Annotated in this window: 21 protein-coding genes; 3 read left to right on the top strand and 18 right to left on the bottom strand. The window is 54.7% G+C overall.

Annotated features, from left to right (window positions below; translation table 11 throughout):
• Nucleotides 1–22 precede the first annotated feature (22 nt).
• Entirely contained in the window at nucleotides 23–1153 is a 1131-nt protein-coding gene (locus ACMYSL_RS08710; RefSeq protein WP_434662222.1) for an RNA-guided endonuclease InsQ/TnpB family protein, read from the bottom strand.
• 119 nt (nucleotides 1154–1272) lie between these two features.
• Here ACMYSL_RS08710 and ACMYSL_RS08705 point away from each other — a divergent pair, with 119 nt between their 5' ends.
• A complete protein-coding gene (locus ACMYSL_RS08705) occupies nucleotides 1273–3240 on the top strand; it encodes a glycoside hydrolase family 127 protein (RefSeq protein ID WP_434662221.1) in 1968 nt (655 codons plus the stop codon).
• Nucleotides 3241–3290: 50 nt separating this feature from the next.
• On the opposite strand, the gene purF is transcribed toward ACMYSL_RS08705, so the two are convergent.
• From purF to pdxB, 9 genes are all read right to left on the bottom strand, one after another.
• Nucleotides 3291–4808 (bottom strand): amidophosphoribosyltransferase, encoded by a 1518-nt coding sequence (gene purF, locus ACMYSL_RS08700; protein ID WP_110272251.1) that lies wholly within the window; start codon nucleotides 4806–4808, stop codon nucleotides 3291–3293.
• A 33-nt stretch (nucleotides 4809–4841) separates the two neighbouring features.
• Nucleotides 4842–5330 (bottom strand): colicin V production protein, encoded by a 489-nt coding sequence (cvpA, locus tag ACMYSL_RS08695; protein WP_110272250.1) that lies wholly within the window; start codon nucleotides 5328–5330, stop codon nucleotides 4842–4844.
• 210 nt (nucleotides 5331–5540) lie between these two features.
• Nucleotides 5541–6233: a cell division protein DedD gene (gene dedD, locus ACMYSL_RS08690; protein ID WP_110272249.1), complete on the bottom strand. Its 693-nt coding sequence runs from the start codon at nucleotides 6231–6233 to the stop codon at nucleotides 5541–5543.
• Nucleotides 6223–7491: a bifunctional tetrahydrofolate synthase/dihydrofolate synthase gene (folC, locus tag ACMYSL_RS08685; protein WP_434662219.1), complete on the bottom strand. Its 1269-nt coding sequence runs from the start codon at nucleotides 7489–7491 to the stop codon at nucleotides 6223–6225. Before folC ends, dedD begins: the two co-directional genes overlap by 11 nt.
• A gap of 72 nt (nucleotides 7492–7563) precedes the next feature.
• Entirely contained in the window at nucleotides 7564–8478 is a 915-nt protein-coding gene (gene accD, locus ACMYSL_RS08680; protein ID WP_110272247.1) for an acetyl-CoA carboxylase, carboxyltransferase subunit beta, read from the bottom strand.
• A gap of 194 nt (nucleotides 8479–8672) precedes the next feature.
• Nucleotides 8673–9332, bottom strand: coding sequence for a DedA family protein (locus tag ACMYSL_RS08675; protein WP_110272246.1), 660 nt, complete (start codon nucleotides 9330–9332; stop codon nucleotides 8673–8675).
• Between the two features lie 27 nt (nucleotides 9333–9359).
• Nucleotides 9360–10172: a tRNA pseudouridine(38-40) synthase TruA gene (truA, locus tag ACMYSL_RS08670; protein ID WP_110272245.1), complete on the bottom strand. Its 813-nt coding sequence runs from the start codon at nucleotides 10170–10172 to the stop codon at nucleotides 9360–9362.
• The gene (locus ACMYSL_RS08665) at nucleotides 10172–11185 is read right to left on the bottom strand and encodes an aspartate-semialdehyde dehydrogenase (protein ID WP_434662217.1); all 1014 of its coding nucleotides are present in this window, start codon (nucleotides 11183–11185) and stop codon (nucleotides 10172–10174) included. Before ACMYSL_RS08665 ends, truA begins: the two co-directional genes overlap by 1 nt.
• A 62-nt stretch (nucleotides 11186–11247) precedes the next feature.
• A complete protein-coding gene (gene pdxB / locus ACMYSL_RS08660) occupies nucleotides 11248–12384 on the bottom strand; it encodes a 4-phosphoerythronate dehydrogenase PdxB (protein ID WP_434662216.1) in 1137 nt (378 codons plus the stop codon).
• A 99-nt stretch (nucleotides 12385–12483) separates the two neighbouring features.
• Here pdxB and flk point away from each other — a divergent pair, with 99 nt between their 5' ends.
• Nucleotides 12484–13443, top strand: a complete 960-nt coding sequence (gene flk / locus ACMYSL_RS08655; protein WP_434662215.1) for a flagella biosynthesis regulator Flk — start codon at nucleotides 12484–12486, stop codon at nucleotides 13441–13443.
• A gap of 46 nt (nucleotides 13444–13489) precedes the next feature.
• On the opposite strand, the gene ACMYSL_RS08650 is transcribed toward flk, so the two are convergent.
• Both ACMYSL_RS08650 and fabB read right to left on the bottom strand, forming a co-directional pair.
• Entirely contained in the window at nucleotides 13490–14665 is a 1176-nt protein-coding gene (locus tag ACMYSL_RS08650; protein WP_434662214.1) for an MFS transporter, read from the bottom strand.
• A 206-nt stretch (nucleotides 14666–14871) separates the two neighbouring features.
• Nucleotides 14872–16089, bottom strand: coding sequence for a beta-ketoacyl-ACP synthase I (gene fabB / locus ACMYSL_RS08645; protein ID WP_434662212.1), 1218 nt, complete (start codon nucleotides 16087–16089; stop codon nucleotides 14872–14874).
• 158 nt (nucleotides 16090–16247) lie between these two features.
• Here fabB and mnmC point away from each other — a divergent pair, with 158 nt between their 5' ends.
• On the top strand, nucleotides 16248–18236 hold the full coding sequence (gene mnmC / locus ACMYSL_RS08640) for a bifunctional tRNA (5-methylaminomethyl-2-thiouridine)(34)-methyltransferase MnmD/FAD-dependent 5-carboxymethylaminomethyl-2-thiouridine(34) oxidoreductase MnmC (protein WP_434662210.1): 1989 nt from the start codon (nucleotides 16248–16250) through the stop codon (nucleotides 18234–18236).
• 54 nt (nucleotides 18237–18290) lie between these two features.
• On the opposite strand, the gene ACMYSL_RS08635 is transcribed toward mnmC, so the two are convergent.
• Genes ACMYSL_RS08635 through prmB form a run of 6 tightly spaced genes read right to left on the bottom strand, consistent with a single transcriptional unit; the run spans nucleotide 18291 to nucleotide 22845 of the window.
• Entirely contained in the window at nucleotides 18291–18569 is a 279-nt protein-coding gene (locus ACMYSL_RS08635; RefSeq protein WP_110272239.1) for a YfcL family protein, read from the bottom strand.
• A 31-nt stretch (nucleotides 18570–18600) separates the two neighbouring features.
• Entirely contained in the window at nucleotides 18601–19149 is a 549-nt protein-coding gene (locus ACMYSL_RS08630) for an elongation factor P hydroxylase (protein ID WP_434662208.1), read from the bottom strand.
• Nucleotides 19149–19958 carry a sulfite exporter TauE/SafE family protein gene (locus ACMYSL_RS08625; protein WP_182240169.1) on the bottom strand — a complete coding sequence of 270 codons (810 nt, stop codon included), beginning with the start codon at nucleotides 19956–19958 and terminating at the stop codon, nucleotides 19149–19151. The genes ACMYSL_RS08630 and ACMYSL_RS08625 overlap by 1 nt, the downstream gene beginning before the upstream one ends.
• The gene (mepA, locus tag ACMYSL_RS08620) at nucleotides 19958–20782 is read right to left on the bottom strand and encodes a penicillin-insensitive murein endopeptidase (RefSeq protein ID WP_434662206.1); all 825 of its coding nucleotides are present in this window, start codon (nucleotides 20780–20782) and stop codon (nucleotides 19958–19960) included. The genes ACMYSL_RS08625 and mepA overlap by 1 nt, the downstream gene beginning before the upstream one ends.
• A 3-nt stretch (nucleotides 20783–20785) precedes the next feature.
• Nucleotides 20786–21871, bottom strand: coding sequence for a chorismate synthase (aroC, locus tag ACMYSL_RS08615; protein ID WP_112212943.1), 1086 nt, complete (start codon nucleotides 21869–21871; stop codon nucleotides 20786–20788).
• Between the two features lie 41 nt (nucleotides 21872–21912).
• Entirely contained in the window at nucleotides 21913–22845 is a 933-nt protein-coding gene (gene prmB, locus ACMYSL_RS08610; protein ID WP_110272429.1) for a 50S ribosomal protein L3 N(5)-glutamine methyltransferase, read from the bottom strand.
• Nucleotides 22846–22965: the final 120 nt, after the last annotated feature.

Genomic DNA, 22965 nt, shown 5'->3' with positions numbered 1-22965 from the left:
TTCCCACTTCACAGAGCCGAACCTAAGCCGCGTGACACGATTCAGGATTTACCCGCTCTCCATAGGCTAACACTGCCAGCCCGGCAGCTTTGATATTACGCGCCGCGTTAATGTCGCGATCATGGTCCGCGCCGCATTCCAGGCAGGACCATTTACGAACATCCAGAGGCATCTTTTTCATGGTGAAACCGCAACAGCTACAGCGTTTTGAAGACGGGAAAAACGGGTCGATTGCGACCACCGAACGCCCGGCCCATTCGCCTTTGTACCGGAGCTGGCGCGTAAATTCACCCCAGCCTGCGTCTGCTATCGCTCTGGACAGAGACGGGTTACGGAGCATGTTCTTCACTTTGAGGGATTCGACGCAAACAACCTGGTTCTCGTTTATCAGTTTGCGGGATGCCTTGTGCAGGGCATCCAGACGGCAATCAGCTATTTTCGCGTGGAGTCGGGCCACCTTTAAGCGGGCTTTGGCGCGGTTCTTTGAGCCTTTAGCCTTTTTGCTTAAACGACGCTGGAGCAACGCCAGGCGGGACGCGTATTTGGCGGTATGGCGGGGATTGCCGGATTTAAATCCGGTATCGGTGACGAACAAATCTTTTAAACCCACATCAATGCCGACCATTTTTGCGGTGACCGGCAGTGATACAGGTTCAAACTCGCAGAGACAGGAGACGAAGTATCGTCCGGCTGCGTCTCTGGAAAGGGTGACGGTAGACGGAGTCGACGGCAACGGGCGGTTCCAGCGTACATCTAACGGCGCTTTACTCTTTGCCATATACAGCTTGCCGTCGCGGTATTTGAATGCGCTGGCGGTTAATTCCGCGGCTTGTTTATGGCGCTTACTTTTAAATACCGGGTATGCAGCACGCCCGGCGAAGAAGTTCGCAAAGGCGGCCTGTTGGTGGCGCAGCGACTGCTGGAGCGGCACACAGGAAACGTCATTGAGCCAGGCAAATTCAGGCTCTTTTTTCAGGGCCGTTAATTGGGTACTGGCCTGAACGTAGCCAATTTTCTCCTGGCGTTCGTAATACGCATCAGTGCGCCAGCGAAGGATTGAATTGTAGACGAAACGCACACAACCGAACGTCCGGGCCAGAAGCTCAGCCTGTTCGGCTGTTGGATAGAATCTGTATTTGTAGGCGCGTTTCATATTTCACATCATATACATAAATTAGTGAGGCTGTAAATGTATACAGGTAAACCCAAAATGTGGTTAGTTTCCTCTGTCCTCCCCGCCCGAATTGGGCAAGGTCTCCGGAGGGCTATTTGATGAAGCAGTCCGATGTAATTGAAGCCGACCTGAACCGAATTACCGTTACCGACCCTTTCCTGGGGGAGTACCAGCGTCTGATTCGCGATGTCGTCATTCCTTATCAGTGGGAAGCGCTCAATGACAACATTCCCGATGCGGAACCAAGCCACGCGTTGGCTAACTACCGCATCGCCGCAGGATTAGAGGATGGTCAGTTTTACGGTATGGTTTTTCAGGATAGCGATGTCACCAAATGGCTGGAAGCTGTCGCCTGGTCATTGAGCCAGAAGCCTGACGCAACCCTTGAACAAACCGCTGATGAAGTGATCGAGCTTCTGGCGAAAGCCCAGTGTGCAGACGGCTATCTGAATACCTGGTACACCGTTAAAGAACCGGGGCAGCGCTGGACGAACCTCGCGGAATGCCACGAACTTTACTGTGCGGGACACCTGTTTGAAGCGGCTGTCGCTTTTTACAATGCTACGGGGAAGCGCCGCCTGTTGGAAATCTCCTGCAGATTTGCCGATTACATTGATACCGTTTTCGGCCCAAAACCCGGCCAGCTTCGCGGCTATCCGGGGCATCCTGAAATTGAGCTGGCGCTGATGCGCCTTTACGAAGTCACCCGGGAACCCCGCTATCAGGCGTTGGCCTGTTTCTTTGTCGAAGAACGCGGTAAGCAGCCTTACTATTACGACATTGAGTTCGAAAAACGCGGCGGCACCCGGCACTGGATCGGCTGGGGCGACGCCTGGCCGGGAATGATAAAAGACAAAACTTACACTCATGCGCACAAACCACTCTCCGAACAGAGCGAAGCGGTCGGCCACGCCGTTCGTTCCGTCTACCTGATGACCGGCCTGGCGCATATCGCCCGCATGACTCATGACGAAGAGAAACGCCAGACCTGCCTGCGAATCTGGAACAATACGGTCCAGCGACGGATGTATATTACCGGCGGCATTGGCTCGCAGGGGATCGGCGAAGCCTTTACCAGTGACTACGATCTGCCTAACGATACCGCTTACGGCGAAAGCTGCGCCTCTATCGGCCTGATGATGTTCGCCCGTCGAATGCTGGAAATGGAAGGCGACGCGCATTACGCCGATGTCATGGAGCGTGCGTTCTACAACACGGTGCTCGGCGGAATGGCGCTGGACGGTAAGCACTTCTTTTACGTTAACCCGCTGGAAACGCATCCGAAGAGCATCCCGCATAACCATATTTACGACCATATTAAGCCGGTTCGCCAGCGCTGGTTCGGTTGCGCCTGCTGCCCGCCGAACATCGCGCGCACGCTGGTGGCTATTGGTCACTACCTTTTCACGCCGCGCCAGGATGCGCTGTTTATCAATTTCTATGCCGGAAACGAAGCACAGTTCACCATTAACGGTCGGCCACTGGCGCTAAAAATCAGCGGTAACTATCCGTGGGATGAAGAGGTCAACATCACCTTCACCCATTCACAGCCCGTCGCCCACACTCTGGCGCTGCGCTTGCCGGAATGGTGCGAAGCTCCGCAGGTACTGGTTAATGGCGAAACCGCGCAAGGAGAACGACTCAAAGGCTATCTGCATATCACTCGCCAGTGGCAACAGGGCGACGTCATTACCCTGCATCTGCCGATGACTATCCGTCGCGTCTATGCAAATCCGCTGGTGCGCCATAATGCGGGCAAAGTGGCGATTCAGCGCGGGCCGCTCGTGTATTGTCTGGAAGAGGCGGATAACGGCACAGAGCTGCATAATCTCTCGCTCCCGCGCGATAGTCAGTTTCATGAGATGGCAGGAACTGGCGTTTTGAAAGGAAAAGTCTTGATTACGGCGGAGGGTTTGCGCATGCAGACAGCGCCAGAGGACACTCCGCTGTACAGCTTCGACAGCCCACAGGCGAACGTTGAAAAGCAAACTTTGACGTTTATTCCGTGGTTTAGCTGGGCCAACCGCGGCGAAGGCGAAATGCGGATTTGGGTCGACGAGGCTTAAAAGCAAAAAGCCCGCGATCTCACGATCGCGGGCTTTTCCAGGCGAAGAGATTACCCTTCGTTATGCATCTCTAAATTTTCCACTTCGTTTTGCAGCTGAACCGCTTTCGCATCGTCGTTACGCAGGGAATCGAGATAATCCAGATACTGCTGATCGACGTCTTTGGTAACGTAGATACCGTTGAAAACCGAGCATTCGAACTGCTGAATATCCGGGTTCTCCGCACGGACTGCGTCAATCAGATCGTCCAGATCCTGGAAAATCAAACCGTCTGCACCGATGATCTGACGAATCTCGTCAACTTCACGCCCGTGAGCAATCAGCTCAGTCGCGGTTGGCATATCAATGCCATACACGTTCGGGAAGCGAATTTCCGGCGCTGCTGACGCCAGATACACTTTCTTCGCCCCAGCTTCGCGCGCCATCTCGATAATCTGTTCCGAAGTAGTGCCACGAACGATGGAGTCGTCGACCAGTAGCACGTTCTTATCGCGGAACTCGGCGCGGTTGGCGTTGAGTTTACGACGCACGGACTTACGACGCAGCTGCTGGCCCGGCATGATAAAGGTGCGACCAACATAGCGGTTTTTCACGAAGCCCTGGCGATACGGCTTGTCGAGGATACGGGCAATTTCCAGCGCGATATCGCAGGAGGTTTCCGGAATCGGAATCACTACGTCAATATCAAGATCTTCCCACTCGCGGGCAATTTTCGCCCCCAGCTTAGTCCCCATATTCACACGGGCGCTGTAGACGGAAATTTTGTCGATGAATGAATCCGGACGCGCGAAGTAAACGTATTCGAACAGGCACGGATTGCTGACCGGGTTCTCGGCGCACTGGCGAGTGAACAGCTGGCCTTTTTCGGTGATATACACCGCTTCGCCAGGTGCAACGTCACGTAAGAACTCAAAGCCCAGGGTATCCAGAGCAACGCTTTCCGAGGCCACCATATACTCAGTGCGGCCATCGCCAATATCACGCTTGCCCAGCACCAGCGGACGGATGCCGTTCGGGTCGCGGAAGGCGACCATACCGTGGCCGATAATCATCGCCACGCAGGCATAAGCCCCGCGAATCTGGCGGTTAGTGGCAGCAATCGCCGCAAAAACGTTATCTGCTTCCAGCGGATAATGGCGGAAATTATCCAGCTCGCTGGCAAAAATGTTGAGCAGGATTTCGGAGTCGGAGGTGGTGTTGATGTGGCGGCGTTTTTCTTCAAACAGCTTTTGACGCAGCTCGTGAGCATTAGTCAGATTGCCGTTGTGCGCCAACGTAATGCCATATGGAGAGTTGACGTAGAAAGGCTGAGCCTCGGAGGCGCTGGAGCTGCCAGCCGTCGGGTAACGAACGTGACCGATCCCCATATTGCCTTGCATACGCTGCATATGGCGAGCTTCAAACACATCGCTCACCAGCCCGTTCGCTTTACGCAAACGGAAACAGTTGTTCGCATCGATGGTGATGATGCCTGCGGCATCCTGGCCACGATGCTGAAGCACCGTTAACGCGTCATAAATCGACTGGTTTACCGGCATAACACCGGCGATACCGACAATACCGCACATACGTCTTTTCCTCGTTAAGCTACATCCCAACGCTTATGCTTTGGGCAAGAAACTTGACGAGCTCTGCAGATAGTCAAAGAACCATCTGATAACGAAACTGAACTGTGGGATAAGCTCAGACTTTTGCCAGTCATCGCTTTTCGCCATACTGGTAAAACTATCGAGAAAAAACAGAATCGCAGAGACGATTAGCACACCGCGCAGGGCGCCAAAACAGATCCCCAACACCCTGTCGGTACCCGACAGGCCGGTTTTCTCCACCAGCTGACCTATCACAAAGTTAACGATAGCGCCGACGATAAGCGTCGCGATAAACAGTATCGCGATAGCAATCCCATTTCGGACCAGTTCGTCTTCAAAGCCCGTGAACCAGACAGCCAGGTAAGTGTAGTAATGACTGGCAACAAAGAAAGCGCATCCCCAGGTTACCAGCGATAAAGCTTCACGAACAAAGCCGCGGATCAGGCTGACCAAAGAGGAAAAACCAATCACCGCAATTATGGCGTAATCAATCCAGACCATATACGTCCCACGATTTTACGCCCTGTCGTCCGGTTCGGGGCGCATTCTAACAGAAAAAGAAAACGTTTGCGTAGGGATTTCCGTGCCCTACAGAAATAAAAATGGCGCTGAAAAAACATTCAACGCCATACTGCCTTTCGCCTCTTCAGGGCGCGTCCGACAGGGGTTTCCGTGCTCTGGCCCTGGCTTTCTTTATTAAAAAAGAGAAGGTTAGTTCGGGCTAAAGCCCATGACTACACCGCTAAGTCCGGACAGCTTGTTCAGCTCGCCAAGTTGCCCCTTCAGCTTATCTTTCGAAGCATCCGGGCCGACCAGAATACGGGTGATTTTACCCTGCACCGGCGTCGAAGGCGACGTATAAACTTTGAAGCCAGCGGCGCGCAGCTTACCGACGATCTCGTTGACCTTATCGGCGTTCTTCAGCGCGCCTAACTGCACAACATAGGCTTTACCGGTCGGAGCCGGAATTTCAGCCTGCTGTTGCGGTTTAGGCGCGGGTGTCTGCACCGCGACCTGCTGCGGTGGCTGAGGTTGCGGCTTCTCTACCGGCTTCGGTTGAGGTTTAGGCTGCGGCTGTGGTTTTGGCGCGACAACCGGCTCCTGCACCACATCAAAACTGTTATTGTTCACCGGGATCCGCGAAGGATCGAGCGACGGTGCCGCGGCATCCCCAGCTCTCACCTCTTCGGCGGCCCCTTCCGGAGGCTGCGAAGGCAGCGTCTGAGTCGCTGCTGGCAGCATATCTGGCTCATCACGATCGCCTGGTTTTGGTACCAGTGGGATTGCGGCAAACTCATCCTGATAATGTTTTTTCTGACCATCAAGCAGCCCTGGCAGGATAATAACCCCCAGTGCCACCAGTACGATCGTCCCGACTAAACGGTTCTGAAACTTACTCGCCACCGATTCTCCCCGCGTCTATCTCTTCCATTACATGCGCCACCGTGTGGAATGAACCACACACCAGCACCGTATCCTGTGGTCTGGCATCTGCCGTCGCAGCGTACCAGGCCTGCGCAACGCTGGTATAGACTTTGCCTGCGCGTAAATGTTCCAGCAGTTGCTCTGCCGTCGCGCCGCGCGGCCCTTCCAGCGGCGCACAGTACCAATCGTCAACTTCCGCCTTCAGGTTTTCCAGCGTACCGGCGATGTCCTTATCATGCAGCATACCAATAACCGCCAGCACGCGCCCCGTTTTCGGTAAGGTTTTGAGACGCCCGGCGAGATACGCCGCCGCATGCGGATTATGAGCAACATCAAGGATGACTCGCGGGGTGTCGCTAATTATCTGAAAACGCCCCGGCAGCATCGCCTTTTGAATACCGTCGCGAATCGCCTGCTCGTCAACCTTGAGCTTGCTGGCACGCAGGGCAGCGAGCGCAGTTGCGGCATTCGGCATGGGTACCTGTGGCAGCGGCAGGTCGGTGAGTGCGCCGTTTTCATCACTGAAAGACCAGCTCTGCTCACCGGCCTCATAGCCCCAGTCAACGTCGCGGCGCAGGAGTTGTGCGCCCTTTTCGCTCGCAACCTCGGCGATAGTCTGTGGCATATCGGGTTCACCGACGATAGCCGGTTTACCACCGCGAAAAATACCGGCCTTCTCGCGGCCAATGCTTTCGCGATCCGATCCCAGCCAGTCCGTATGGTCAAGCGCAATACTGGTGACTACCGCCACGTCGGCATCAACAATATTAGTCGCATCCAGGCGACCGCCGAGCCCCACTTCAAGGATAACGACATCCAGTTGCGCCTGCTGAAATAGCCACAGCGCGGACAGCGTACCGAATTCAAAATAGCTCAGAGAAATCTCGCCGCGCGCCGCTTCGATTTCAGCAAAGGAAGTGGTATGCGCAAGTTCCGACAGCTCTTCGCCCTGCACGCGCACCCGCTCGGTATAGCGCACCAGATGCGGCGAACTATAAACACCCACTTTGAAGCCCGCCGCCATCAGTACCGATTCCAGGGTACGGCAGGTCGTTCCTTTGCCGTTGGTTCCCGCCACCGTGAACACAAACGACGCAGGTTTTAATACCGCCATCCGCGCAGCCACCTCGCTGACGCGCGCCAGCCCCAGGTCGATTGTTTTGCTGTGCAGATGTTCCAGATAAGAAAGCCACGTAGCCAGGGGCGACGCGGCCTGAGGAATTGGTTGTTTTTCCATGATGTCCGGCAAGAGTTAAGATAACTACGCGTATAAAAAAGGGCAGCACCGTCAGGCCTGCCCTCTGTATTATCAGGCCTCTGGTTCCTGATCCGGCTCCGGTGGCACCACCTCGCCTTCGTGAACGGGTTCCGGATTTGGCGCCGGAAGATTCATCAGCTTCGCCAGAATACTGGCCAGCTTCAGACGCATTTCCGGGCGACGTACGATCATATCGATCGCCCCTTTTTCAATCAGGAACTCACTGCGCTGGAATCCCGGCGGCAGCTTCTCACGAACAGTCTGTTCAATAACGCGGGGACCGGCAAAACCGATCAACGCTTTGGGCTCAGCGATGTTTAAATCGCCCAACATAGCAAAGCTCGCCGAGACGCCGCCCATGGTTGGGTCGGTCAGCACGGAGATATACGGCAAGCCGCGCTCCTGCATTTTCGCCAGCGCAGCGGAGGTTTTCGCCATCTGCATCAGCGACATCAGCGCTTCTTGCATACGCGCGCCGCCGGATGCGGAGAAACAAATCAGCGGGCAGTTATCTTCCAGTGCCTGTTCAACCGCACGGACAAAGCGCGCGCCGACGACGGAGCCCATCGAACCGCCCATAAAGGAGAATTCGAAAGCGGCGGCAACAACCGGCATTTCATGCAGGGTGCCTTTCATGACCACCAGCGCGTCTTTTTCGCCAGTCTCTTTCTGGGCTGATGCCAGACGGTCTTTATACTTTTTCGAATCGCGGAACTTCAGCACATCTTTTGGCTCGAGCTCGCTTCCCAGCTCCACGAGGGAACCTTCGTCCAGCAGGCTATGCAGGCGGTTACGCGCCGACATACGCATGTGGTGATCGCACTTAGGGCAAACCTCCAGGTTGCGCTCCAGCTCTGCGCGGTACAGTACCTGCCCGCAGCTGTCGCACTTGGTCCATACACCTTCAGGAATACTCGCCTTACGGGTGGGGGTTATATTGCTTTTAATTCGTTCAATCCAGCTCATTGATAACCTTTCTACCTGAACCTGGTCGATGCCAGTTTTGTCGCAAGGGGCGCATAATGCCATTTTTGCCCCTTACAGACCATGAATGTTGCACATTAAATCATAACATCCCGTAACATGGGATAAAAAAGTGGTCGAACCGCTCACACTTCACTCTTCGGACGGCGGCATACCGCCCGAAGATAACTGCAACGTTATTTCGCCTGTTTCGCCGCAGCACGCTTGTGGCGAATGATTTCAATCACCCCAGGCAGTACGGAAAGCACGATAATCGCCACGATCAGCAGCTTAAGATTTTCCTGCACGATCGGCAAATCGCCAAACAGATAACCCGCGTAGGTGAACAGCAGTACCCACAGCAGCGCGCCAACCACGTTATACATCGCAAAATGACGATAGGACATATGTCCCATTCCCGCCACAAACGGCGCAAAGGTTCTGACGATCGGGACAAAACGCGCAAGGATTATGGTCTTGCCGCCGTGGCGAGCGTAGAAGCCATGGGTTTTATCCAGGTAGCTGCGGCGGAAAATTTTTGAATTAGGATTACTGAATAACTTTTCACCAAACAGCCGCCCGATGGTGTAGTTCAGCGCATCGCCGATAATCGCGGCAACCACCATCAGCGCCACCATCAAGTGCACATTGAGATCGTTAGTCGGCAGCGCCGACAAAGCGCCCGCAACAAACAGCAGAGAGTCACCTGGCAGGAACGGCGTGACCACCAGGCCGGTTTCACAGAACAGAATCAAAAACAGAATCGCGTATACCCAGATGCCGTATTGCGCGACCAGCTCAGCCAGGTGCACATCAATGTGTAAAATAAAATCAATTAAAAAACGAATCAGATCCATAATTTGCGTTAGCCCTTAATAACCAGGTTAGTCCGCCAGAAACAGCGGGCCCATCGGCATTACCGGCAGGTCGTAACGGGCCGGATAATCCACCGACACCAGATACAATCCTTCCGCTTTTGCCGTTGCGGCGGCCAGAGTCCTGTCTTTTGCCGCCAGAAGTTCTGCAATCCAGCTCTCTGGCTGGTTACCGGCACCTACTTCCATCAGACTGCCTACAATATTCCTTACCATATGATGTACAAAGGCATTCGCTTTGATATCCACCACCACATATGCACCATAACGGGTGACGTTAATATGCATCACGTTACGCCACGGGGTGCGCGACTGGCACTGTACCGCACGAAACGAGGTGAAATCATTTTCCCCCAGCAGACACTGGGCCGCGCGCTGCATCCGCTCAGCATCCAGGGGATGGTAATAGTGAGTCACGCCCCGACCTAGTACCGCCGGTCGCAGGCGATGATTATAGATGACGTAGCGATAGCGTCGCGCCGTGGCGCTGAACCGGGCATGAAAGTCCGGTGGAACTTGCTTCACCCAACGTACTGCAATATCGCCTGGTAAATTCGCATTAACGCCCAGCGTCCATGCCACGTCTTTACGCAACGCACGGGTTTCAAAATGCACCACCTGACCGGTACCATGAACTCCGGCGTCGGTACGACCAGCACATAAAACGCTCACCGGTTCATTAGCAACCTGCGAAAGCGCCTTTTCCAGTTTTTCCTGCACGCTGCGAACTTCATTCTGCCGCTGCCAACCGTAGTATTTGCTACCGTCATACTCAATGCCCAGCGCAATTCTATAGACCGGCGGCTGCTCCATCTCAGACATTAGTACAAATACTCCTGGACCAGTTTCTCAGCGATTTTCACCGCCATCAGCGCGCCGCCAAAACGGACGTTATCGGCCACTGACCAGAACTGCACCTGCTCCGGCATACCATAATCATTATGCACGCAGCCGATGGAAAGGCGCGCGGTGCCGGAAGCGTCGCCGACCTGAGTCGGGAACTCTCCCTCTTCGGACAGCTCGATATCTTCACCACGGGAAAAGGCATCACGCGCTTCTTCCGCCGACAGCGGGCGCTGCGCTTCAAAGCCGACCATTTGCGCATGACCGTAGAATACCGGGGACTGCACCACGCTTGCGGAGATCATCAGGCCGTCATCTTGTAAAATCTTGCGGACTTCATCGACGATACGACGCTCTTCGCGCACGCTACCTTCACGATCGGGCAATAGCGGCAGCATGTTGAACGCCAGCTGGCGGCCAAAGAAATCGTCCTCATCAACCGGAATGCCGTTAAGCAGTTTGGCGCTCTGCCCCGCCAGCGCATCGACGGCTTTTTTACCGTGAGCGGAAGCAGACAGCAGGTTGGTCACGCTAATACGCGACAGGCCACCCTGATCGATCAGCGGTTTTAACGCCGCAAGCAGCTGGCTGGTCAGGCTATTCGGTACCGCAATAACGTTGCGATTACGGTAATCCGCCAGTACGAACGGGTTCACATCCGGCACCACCAGCGGCACATCCGGTTCAAGCGCAAACAGACCGCTTAAATCAATCACCAGACAACCTGCGTTAGTGGCGTCTTCGATATACGCGGCGCTCGCTTCTGCACCAGCGGCAAAAAAGGCCAGCTGAGCCTGAGTCCAGTCGAATTCAGCAGCATCCTGAACGATAACCGACTTACCCGAAAAACGCAGATGCTCACCGGCGCTTTCATTACGCGCCAGCGCATAAATATCCCCCACCGGGAACTGACGATCGGCAAGGGTTTCGAACAGGGCTTCGCCTACGGCGCCCGTTGCGCCCAGTACGGCAATATTCCAGCCTTCAGACATGGTGGTGTACTCCAGAAAAAAGCGGCCCTGCCGGATTATCCAGCAGGAGCATTAAGAAGATATTAACGGATGGAATGATGCATGGCATTAAAGCCTAACTGACGCAACAGCGTCGCCGCCGGTTCGTCGCTGCACTGAACATACAACGAAGACCATTCACGGCGTTCCTGATAATTTTTGCGCAGCTTGTCGAACTCACCAGCAACCCCTGCGACTTTTCGCAGCGGCGCATCATCGCGGCGCACATCATACACCAAATGCGCCAGTCGTTTTAGCGTTGCCTGATCGAGCGGCCCATGTAAAGTGATGCGACCAAACTCAGGCGCGGGCAACAAAGTGTCGAGTGCCACCTGCTGCGGATGACCGATAAATGCACTGTAAGCCTCAAAAACCTGCGTCGTACCGCGCGCTTTGCCTTCAAGGGTATAGCCCGCAATATGCGCGGTGCCAATATCAACCCGCTTAAGCAATTCGGTATTGAGATCGGGCTCAGGCTCCCAGACATCAAGCACCACGCTTAGCGCCTGATTGTCCTGCAAACGCCCGAGCAGCGCGGCGTTATCAACCACCGGCCCACGGCAGGCGTTAATTAAAATCGCCCCCGGCTTAAGGCGACTAATCAGCGTCTCATCCGCCAGGTGCAGCGTTTTATACGGCCCTTCTTTATAGAGCGGCGTATGGAAAGTCAGAACATCAGCTTCCTGCACCAGTTCATCAAGAGTGCGGAAATCGCCTTCATCACCGCGATCGGCGCGCGGCGGATCGCAGAGCAGGGTTTTGATCCCCAGCGCCTCAAGGCGTTTTTGCAGACGCCCGCCGACGTTGCCTACCCCCACGATCCCAACCGTGCGATCGGTCAGCGCAAAACCATCACGTTCAGCCAGCATTAACAGCGCCGAAAATACATATTCGACTACAGCGATGGCATTGCAGCCTGGTGCTGCGGAAAAACCAATCCCCGCCTGCTGGAGCCACGCCTGATCGACATGATCGGTACCCGCAGTCGCGGTGCCGACAAATTTGATAGCCTTGCCGGAGAGCAGCGTTTCGTTAACTTTGGTGACCGAGCGAACCATCAGCGCATCGGCGTCATTCAGCGCTTGGGTCGGAACAGGACGACCAGCAACGGCCTTCACTTCCCCCAGGCGACTAAAAAGCTCACGCGCATAGGGCATATTTTCATCAACGAGGATTTTCACGATTCAGTACCTGTCTGAGAGCGAGAGTAAACCGGGGAAGTGTGCCATAATCTCGCCGCCAGGAACATCATCCCCCGGCCTTATGTAGAAGGATTAGTCATGACACAACCCGTTTCAGGTATGTCCGATCGCCCTCCGGGGACAGGCGAACCTCCGCTCACCACGCAGCAGCGTACCGTACTTGAGCGGCTGATTACACGTCTGGTGGCGTTAACATCGCAGCAGAATGCCGAGGTGTGGGCCTGCGTCAAACACGATCTGAGCCTGAAAAACGACGCGCCGCTGCTGGCGAGCCATTTTGAGGCCGCCGAGCACAGCCTGAGCGAGCGCTTAATCCTCGCACAACAAAATCATCACCGTCGGCAAATTCTGGCGCAGTTAACCGAGCTTTTGAATCAGGGAAATAATCGCCAGGCGGTCAGCAATTACATCCGCCAGCATGATGGACAGACGGCACTGCAAGCATTGACCCTCCTGCAGTTGGAAAATGTCCTTCAATTACTGCAAAGCGGTCAGTTGTCGATCCCTCAGCCACAGCAGCGTCCGCCAACGCGGCGTCCACTGCTGCCAGCAGAGCACAATACGCTGAATCAACAGGTGACAAAACTTGCCGCTGCCACCGGCGAATCCAGCAAGCTTATCTGGCAATCCATGCTGGAACTTAGCGGCGTGAAAACCGGTGAACTAATCCCGGCCACCCACTTTACCCCGCTCTCATATTGGCTCCATGCGCGGCAAACGCTTAGCTCGCAGGCAGCACCGACGCTCACATCGCTAAAAGCTGCGTTGAAACAACCGCTTGAGGCTCAGGAGTGGCAGAGAGTGATCAATTTTGCGCAAACCAACTGGCACGCGAATGCGCAAACGCCTCTGAGCGCTGCGCAGTTGCTAACGCTGCTCAATAAAATTTTTGTACTGCGGGTCGCCAGAGCCCAGGAGACGCTTGTCATCCCACCGGTTCAGGCTCCCCCCTCTTCACTCAGGCTGGCGTGCAAAAAACCGTGGGTCATCACGCTGACGCTAATTGTGGTGTTTGGCTTGCTGTGGTTGATGATTTAGGAAAGAACAGAATCGACCCTCGCACACCGAGGGCCGAAGCATGAATCTATTTACGCAATGAAATCAGAGTGACCACGATCCCCAGCACTGCGCATATCGCTGCGGCGAGGAAAACAGAAGAGTAGCCCAGAGACGTTGCCAATAGTCCAGTAAGCGGGCCAGTGACGCCGTAAGAGATATCCTGAAATGCGGCATAGCCGCCCAGCGCCGTTCCTCTCACCTGCGGCGGCACGCGTTTCACCACCTCCACACCCAAGGCCGGGAAGATAAGCGAACATCCGCAGCCGGTCAGCGCCGCTCCCGCCAGGGCTACCCAGGCATTTGGCGCCTGCCAAAGCAGAGCCAGGCCTATTGCCTCAATCAATAGCGAGACGATAGCGACCTTCACGCCGCCAAAACGATCCGGCATCCAGCCGAACAAAATGCGCATCAATACGAAAGCGCCGCCGAATGCGGTCAGCGTAAAACCAGCCATTGCCCAGCCGTGGCTGGCGAAATACAAGGAGACGAACGTGCCAATCACCGCGAAGCCGACGCCCTGTAATCCAAGGCCGATACCGGGGCGCCAGATCATCCCTACAACGCTCCATAGCGACGGGCGCTCACCGCCGTGAGCAGGTATTTTACGTACCGTGCCATTAATCGCCCAGGCGACTAACGGCAGCGCCATGGTGACGCAGGCCAGCACCGCTACGCCATAATGACTGTAGATCAGCAGCCCCAGCGGAGCCCCGGCCGCCAGCGAGCCGTATATCGCCATGCCGTTCCATGACATCACTTTTCCTGAACGTGCAGGGCCAACCAGCCCCATCCCCCAGCTCAGATTACCGGTAAGCAGTTGGCTTTCACCAAAGCCGAGGATCAAACGCCCAAGTACTAGCAGGCCAAACTTCGCCAGAACGGATACCGGCAGCAGCGCAGCGCATAGCCAGGCACCGCCTGCCAGCGCGCAGGCCAGCATGCCCTGAAGTACAGAGCGCTTTGCACCATACTGATCCGCCAGGCGACCGGCATAGCCGCGTGTTAACACGGTAGCAAGGAACTGGATACCAACGGCAACGCCAACCATGGTGTTACCAAAACCCAGTTCCTGATGAACGAACAGCGGGATCACCGGCAGCGGCAGACCCACGGTCATGTAGGTAAGAAAAACGGCGAAAGTAATCCGAAACAGCGATCCATTCGCTGAAGAGGTGTTTTTTGTTTCAGTCACTGCGGACATGCTTTACTCCAGTTCGCAGAGTAAGGCGAGGTGATAACCACGCCCTCTCCACCTGATTATCAGGGTTAAGGCGCGTTGGATGACGTTAAACGCTTACGCATTATTGGGGAGAATAATGTTTTCGCCCGCAGTGTGCCTGCTCACGCCGGGCCCTGTCAAGAATACAAAAAGGGAGCCGTCAGGCTCCCCTTTTCAAAGCTCGCACGTTATGCGCTGTATTTGCGCATCACCAGCGTGGCGTTAGTCCCGCCAAAGCCGAAGCTGTTGGACATAACCGTCGTCAGCTCACGTTCTGTCGTCTCAGTCACGATGTTCAGACCCACAGCCTGCTCGTCCATCTCTTCAATATTGATGCTCGGCGCAATAAAGCCATGCTCCAGCATCAGCAGAGAGTAGATAGCTTCCTGCACGCCAGCCGCGCCCAGGGAGTGGCCGGTCATCGCTTTAGTGGCAGAGATAGCCGGGCTGTTATCACCGAAGACTTCGCGGATCGCGCCCAGTTCCTTCACATCGCCAACCGGCGTCGAGGTACCATGGGAGTTCAGGTAGTCAATCGGGGTATCAACGCCGTGCATCGCCATCTTCATGCAGCGCACTGCGCCTTCACCAGATGGAGCAACCATGTCTGCGCCGTCGGACGTTGCGCCGTAACCGACGATTTCTGCATAGATGTGTGCACCACGGGCCAGAGCATGTTCCAGCTCCTCAACCACAACCATGCCGCCGCCGCCAGCAATAACAAAACCGTCACGATGGGCATCATAGGTACGGGATGCTTTTTCTGGCGTTTCGTTGTATTTGGTGGACAGTGCGCCCATCGCGTCGAACTCACAGGACATTTCCCAGCACAGCTCTTCGCCGCCACCAGCAAACACAATGTCTTGTTTACCCAACTGAATTTGTTCAACAGCGTTACCGATGCAGTGCGAAGAAGTCGCACATGCGGAGCTGATGGAGTAGTTTACACCGTGAATTTTGAACGGCGTGGCGAGGCAAGCGGACACCGCAGATGCCATCGCTTTGGTTACCACATAAGGCCCTACGGCTTTCAGACCACGCGGGCTACGCATTGCATCAGCGCCAAAAACCTGAGAACGAGAAGAACCGCCAGAACCGGCAATCAGGCCCACGCGTGGGTTGTTCTGATAAACCTCTTCTTTCAGGCCAGCATCTTCAATCGCCTGCTGCATGGAGAGATAGGAATAGATAGAGGCATCGTTCATGAAACGAACCACTTTACGGTCAATCAAACCGGTTGTGTCCAGTTTGACATTACCCCATACGTGGCTACGCATTCCCGAATCTTTAAACTCTTCAGAGAAAGTGATCCCGGAGCGTCCTTCACGCAGAGATGCCAGGACTTCCTGCTGGTTGTTACCGATGCTGGAAACGATGCCCAAGCCAGTAATCACTGCACGTTTCATTCAATACCTCTGTAAGTCGCACTATTTTAAGTTTCGAGTCGCACAATAGCGTACACTTGTACGCCGAACAAGTCCGATCAGCCAAATTGTGTATAAATTTGCGCCCTCAGGCACACATCGTTAAGATCGTTCTACGCCTTGTGATTCGAGTAACTTACGTGAAACAAAACGCCATACAACCCGCCAACCTGGAATTCAATGCTGAGGGTACACCTGTTTCCCGAGATTTCGACGATGTCTACTTTTCCAATGATAATGGCCTGGAAGAGACTCGCTACGTTTTCCTCGGCGGTAATCAGCTTAACGAACGTTTCCCCATTCATCCGCGCCCATTATTTATTGTTGCTGAAAGTGGGTTCGGCACCGGGCTAAACTTTCTCACGCTATGGCAGGCGTTTGACGTTTTTCACCGCGATAATCCAGAAGCTACCCTGCAAAGATTACATTTCATCAGTTTCGAAAAATTTCCGCTGAAGGCCGACGATCTTTCTCTGGCGCACCAGCAATGGCCGGAGCTTACGCCATGGGCTGAACAGCTACAGGCGCAGTGGCCGCAACCGTTGGCAGGCTGCCATCGTCTGCTACTGGATGACGGACGTGTAACGCTGGATTTGTGGTTTGGCGATATCAATGAACTCACCAACGAGCTTGATGATTCGCTTAATCAGCAGGTGGATGCCTGGTTTCTCGATGGCTTTGCGCCTGCAAAAAACCCGGATATGTGGACGCCAGAACTCTTTTCAGCGATGGCCCGACTGGCAAGACCCGGCGGAACCCTGGCTACCTTCACCTCAGCCGGTTTTGTTCGTCGCGGGCTGCAAGAAGCTGGTTTCAGCATGCAGAAACGCAAAGGTTTTGGCCGCAAACGCGAAATGCTTATCGGCGAAATGAAGCAAACGCTCGACTTCGCCTCGCGCACTCCGTGGTTTGCCCGTAGCGGAACGGAGCAGCGCGATGTGGCGATTATCGGCGGCGGTATCGCCAGCGCCCTGCTCTCTCTGGCGCTGCTGCGCCGTGGCTGGCAGGTGACGTTATATTGCGCCGACAGCGCCCCCGCAGAAGGCGCATCCGGTAATCGTCAGGGAGCTCTTTACCCTCTATTGAGTCAACACGATCCGGCCCTCGCCCGCTTTTTCCCGGCGGCATTTACCTTTGCACGTCGCCTCTACGACACTCTTCCAGTGCAGTTTGACCACGATTGGTGCGGCGTTACGCAGCTAGCCTGGGATGAAAAAAGCGCGCAGAAAATCGCCCAGATGCTTGAACTCAATCTGCCGCCGGAAATCGCTGTTGCCGTTAACGCCCAAACCGTTGCACAAACCTGCGGCGTCGACACCGACTGCGGGGGAATAACCTACCCTGCCGGCGGCTGGCTCTGTCCACAGCAGCTAACTGCCGAACTGTTCGCCCTCGCGGCTACTCGCGGGTTACATGTTCACTACGATTATCCTGTTGAGACTATCAGTACTGATAATGACGGCTGGCAATTAAACCAGCGGCAGTACCATGAGGTCGCGGTACTGGCTAATGGTTATCAGGTCACTGACTTCAGTCAGACCATACATCTTCCCATGTATCCAGTTGCTGGTCAGGTCAGCCATATTCCCACCACGCCAGGACTATCACAGCTACGCCAGGTGCTGTGTTATGACGGTTATTTGACCCCGCAAAACCCAAACAATCAACAGCACTGTATTGGTGCCAGCTATCATCGTGGGCAAACGGATACCGCGTTTAGCGCTGTAGATCAGCAGCAAAATCGCCAACGCCTGATTAACTGCTTGCCGCAGATTAAGTGGGTGCAGGAGGTGGATGTCAGCGCCGATAAAGCGCGCAGCGGCGTGCGCTGTGCAACACGCGATCATTTGCCGATGGCAGGCAATGTGCCCAACTATGATCGCACATTAAGCGAATACGCCTCGCTGGCCGAACGTCAGGAACGGGCCATAGAAGCCCCAATTTATCGCAATCTGTATTTGCTTGGCGCACTCGGTTCGCGCGGATTATGCTCCGCTCCGCTGATGGCCGAAATTCTGGCGGCACAAATGAGCAATGAGCCGTTACCGATGGACAGAGAAACTCTGGCAGCGCTGAATCCGAATCGTTTGTGGGTAAGAAAGTTACTGAAAGGGAAGGCGGTGAAATAGTCGAAGAAACTGGCCCGATAGTGTGAAAACCGGGCCACTAATCAGGCAAAAACGTTATTTCTGCAGCGCCTGCTGATACAAATTATCCCACATGCCCTGCACCAGAATCTGATCGGGTGGCGACAGTTCGCCAGCGCTGATCGCTTTCGTCAGGCTTTGGGTAACCTTATCATTCACCGCTTGCGCGGTATGCTCGTCCTCACCTTCCAGCTCAGCCACCGCCAGCGTCAGATGGCCGCGCAGATAACCGCCGGCAAATAGTTCATCATCACTGGCGTGGTCTACCATACCGTCTATCAACGCCAGAATGCGTGATTCAAACTCCGCGATCATCTTCTTTCCTCATATTATGTAAAATGTGGCCTTAGTGCAGGTCTTCCGGCCACGGGAATTGCTCAGCCGTCAAAGGCGGCGTTTGATAATATTCTTGTAATGCTTTGATAAAACGCGCCGGACGCTTAGGGATCCCCTGCTCCAGATAGACCATCACCTGAGCATGTACTCGCCGTTGAAAAACGATACGATCAGGTTCGAAATCGCCTTCCAGGTTGTCGCAACTGACGTTAAACGGATAGCCTGCCGCCACGCAAAACAGCCAGTCAAACGCCTGCGGTTTCACCTCGACGTCTTCAAATTTAGACTGGGTCATCGCATCACGGCCATCAGGGCAGTACCAGTAACCGAAGTCAACCAGCTCGCGACGCGCTTTACCAGCGATGCACCAGTGCGAAATCTCATGTAATCCGCTGGCGTAAAAGCCGTGGGCAAAAACGATGCGGTTGTACGGCGCGTCGCCATCAGCCGGAAGATAGATCGGTTCGTCATCGCCTTTAATCAGACGGGTATTAAAATCGTCGGCAAAGCAACCGTCGAAGATTTCAATCAGCTGTTCGTAATTATGCGTACTGTTCATTAGTTCATCCCCAACCAGTGGAGGATCTCCTGTCCATGGCTGTCATAAAGAAGTTTTGCACTCATCACCGCCGACACCACAACAATCATCGGTCGAATTAGTGATTGTCCTTTGCTCAGCACCAGTCGCGAACCGGCGCGGGCACCAATAAATTGTCCTACCATCATTACGAAGCCGGTGGCCCAGATAACTTTACCGCCAATGATAAACAGCAACAGGCCGCCAACGTTAGAGGTAGCATTCAGTACTTTGGCATGGGCGGTCGATTTAGCGAGATTGAACCCGGCCAGAGTCACAAAAGCCAGCGCATAAAAAGAACCTGCACCCGGGCCAAAAAAGCCATCATAAAAACCCACGCAGCCGCCAGCCACCAGAGCAAACGGCAGACCGTAAAGACGACGCTGACGGTCCTCTTCGCCGAGCTTTGGCATCAACAGAAAATAGAGGCCAATGCCGATAATCAGTATTGGCAGAATCTGCTTGAGAATATCGGACTGGACGTGCTGCACCAGCAGCGCGCCGCCAGTTGAACCAACAAACGTCATCAGAATATTCAGCTTCTGATCGGCGAGATTCACCACCTTGCGGCGGATGAAATAGAGGGATGCGGAAAGCGAGCCGCCGCAAGCCTGCAGTTTGTTGGTCGCCAGCGCCTGCGCAGGGGGGAGACCAGCAGCCATCAATGCCGGTACGGTTAGCAACCCACCGCCACCCGCCAGGGAATCAATAAATCCCGCCAGAATGGCCACGAAAAACAGCACAACCAGTACCGTCGGTGACACCATAAACAGATCGATAAAACTATCCATTAAAGAACATGCTCATCCAGTAGCGCCTGGCAGGAAGGCGGCAATGGAGGCGGCGTCTTCTTCGCAGGAGAGGTTGATCCTGGTTTCGGTGGTTCAAACCAGCTTTGTAATTCCGCGCCGCAACCATCGCCTGCCGGAGGCGGAGCCTGATCTTCACACTCAAGACTCCCCACAGGACAGCGCAGGCGCACATGCATATGCGCTCGATGTTGGAACCATGGTCGAACTTTACGCAACCAGTCGCGATCGTTACCCGCATCCAGGCACAACTGCTGCTTGATCGCCGGGTTAACGAAAATGCGCGTGACTTCGCTATCTTCCGCCGCCATCTTAATCAGATGACTGATTTGCGGACTCCACAGTGACGGCACTACGCGTTTGCCGTCACGCGCAACCAGATCCAGAGCCTGTGGCTTCATGAGCTGCGCTGAACTCCAGCGCGCCTGCGGGAGCTGGAGAAAAATATCCACATCCAGCCCGGACTGATGACTAGCGTGGCCGCCGTTGAATCGACCACCAGCCGGCATACCCATGTCACCAATCAGCACCGTCCCCATTCCTTTGTTGTGCGCCTGATTGCTCAGGCGCTGAATAAACTGAACGAGATCCGGATGGCCGAAATAGCGGCGCTGATCGGTGCGCATCACCTGATAGCCGGTGGCGCTCAACGGCAGCGGCTGCGCACCAACGATACAGCCATTAGCAAACGCGCCGATGGACTGCGCACTGCCGCTAATGGGTTGCGATATTTTCTGCCACGGCGTTGCCGCCAGGCTGGTACTGCTGGCAAGGAGTGCCAGCAGTGCGATAACGGTTTTTTTCATCTATTACCAGCGTGGGATTGATGTCGTCACGTCGCCGTTCTGCGCGCGCTGACGCATAAAGTGATCCATTAATACGATCGCCAGCATCGCTTCGGCGATCGGAACCGCACGAATGCCGACGCAAGGATCGTGACGCCCTTTGGTGATCATCTCGACTTCTTCGCCAAAGCGGTTAATCGTGTGCCCTGGAACGGTAATGCTGGAGGTTGGCTTAAGGGCGATATTCGCCACAATTTGCTGACCGCTGCTGATACCGCCCAGCACGCCGCCGGCATGATTGCTCTGGAAACCCGCTTTGGTAATCTCATCGCGATTTTCGCTACCGCGAAGTTTCACCACTTCAAAACCATCGCCAATTTCCACACCTTTTACCGCGTTGATGCTCATCAGCGCGTGCGCAATATCCGCATCCAGACGGTCAAATACCGGCTCACCCAGTCCCGGAGGCACGCCATCCGCTACCACGGTCACTTTGGCCCCGATGGAGTCGCCCTCTTTTTTCAGGCCACGCATCAGTTCATCAAGCGCCTCGATTTTATCCGGGTCCGGACAGAAGAACGGGTTTTGTTCAACCTGATCCCAGTCTTTTATCGCTAGTGGAATATCGCCCATCTGGGTCAAACAGCCGCGAATGACAATACCGAATTTAGCGGCGAGAAATTTTTTGGCAATCGCCCCGGCAGCCACGCGCATCGCGGTTTCACGCGCGGAAGAACGACCGCCGCCGCGATAGTCGCGCAGGCCGTATTTCTGCTCGTAGGTGTAATCCGCGTGTCCCGGACGGAACACATCTTTGATAGCGCCGTAGTCCTGGGAACGTTGATCGGTGTTCTCAATCAGCAAACCAATGCTGGTACCAGTGGTCACACCTTCAAAGACGCCGGAAAGAATTTTCACCTGATCCGGTTCACGACGCTGGGTGGTATAACGCGACGTTCCCGGCCGACGACGATCGAGGTCGTGCTGCAGGTCAGCTTCGGTCAGCGGAATACCTGGCGGCACGCCATCAACGATGCAGCCCAGCGCCAGGCCGTGCGACTCGCCGAAGGTAGTAACGCGAAAGAGTTGTCCAATTGTGTTTCCTGCCATCACGGCTCCGTTATTGTCGTTATGTTTGCGTGTTTATTGTTTTAGTCTTTATAGATGCTGAAATGCGCGCGGGCGTCAATCAGTTGCGATTTGGTCAGCATAAAGACGCCATCACCGCCGTTGTCAAACTCCAGCCAGGTAAATGGAACGTCTGGATACTGTTCCATCAGATGTACCATGCTGTTGCCGACTTCACAAATCAGGATACCGTCATCGTTAAGATAATCTGGCGCGCAGGCCAGAATACGGCGGGTCAGCTTCAGACCATCGCTACCTGAAGCCAGTCCCAGAACCGGCTCATGGCGATATTCGCCCGGCAGGTCGGACATATCCTCTTCATCCACATAAGGTGGATTAGTCACGATCAGATCGTATTGCACCTTCAACAGATCGCGGAACAGATCGGAGCGAATCGGCGTTACGTTGTGAATTAAACCGTGATCTTCGATGTTTTGCTCGGTAACAGCCAGCGCATCCGGGGAGATATCTACCGCGTCAACTTCCGCTTCCGGGAAGGCATAAGCACAGGCGATAGCGATGCAGCCGCTACCGGTGCACATGTCGAGGATGTGCTGCGGTTGATGGTCAATCAGGCCAGCAAACTGATTATTGATAAGCTCGCCAATCGGTGAACGCGGCACCAGCACGCGCTCATCAACGTAAAACTCATGGCCGCAGAACCAGGCTTTATTGGTCAAATAAGCCACCGGAATACGCTCATTAATGCGGCGAATCACGCGCTCAACGATGCGATGTTTTTCACTGGAAGTCAGGCGCGCGGTGCGCATATCTTCCGGAATATCCAGCGGCAAATACAGCGACGGCATCACCAGTTGCACCGCTTCATCCCACGGGTTATCAGTACCGTGTCCGTACCAGATATTTGCAGCGCTAAAGCGGCTTACCGCCCAACGCAACATGTCCTGAATGGTATGAAGCTCATTAACAGCCTCATCAACAAAAATTTTATCCACGCTATCCTCCAGGACACGCTCTGCTATAAATTCGGCGGCTAGTTTGCCACGAAGACGGGGATAAATCAGCATTCTTACGTCAGGCTAAGGGGGAAATATACGTTTTCCTTGCCTGGATGT

It is taken from the genome of Klebsiella sp. MISC125 (genome assembly GCF_051131775.1).
GTDB lineage: Bacteria > Pseudomonadota > Gammaproteobacteria > Enterobacterales > Enterobacteriaceae > Klebsiella.
Note: the sequence above shows the minus strand (reverse complement) of the source record. Positions and strands in the feature narration are given on the sequence as shown.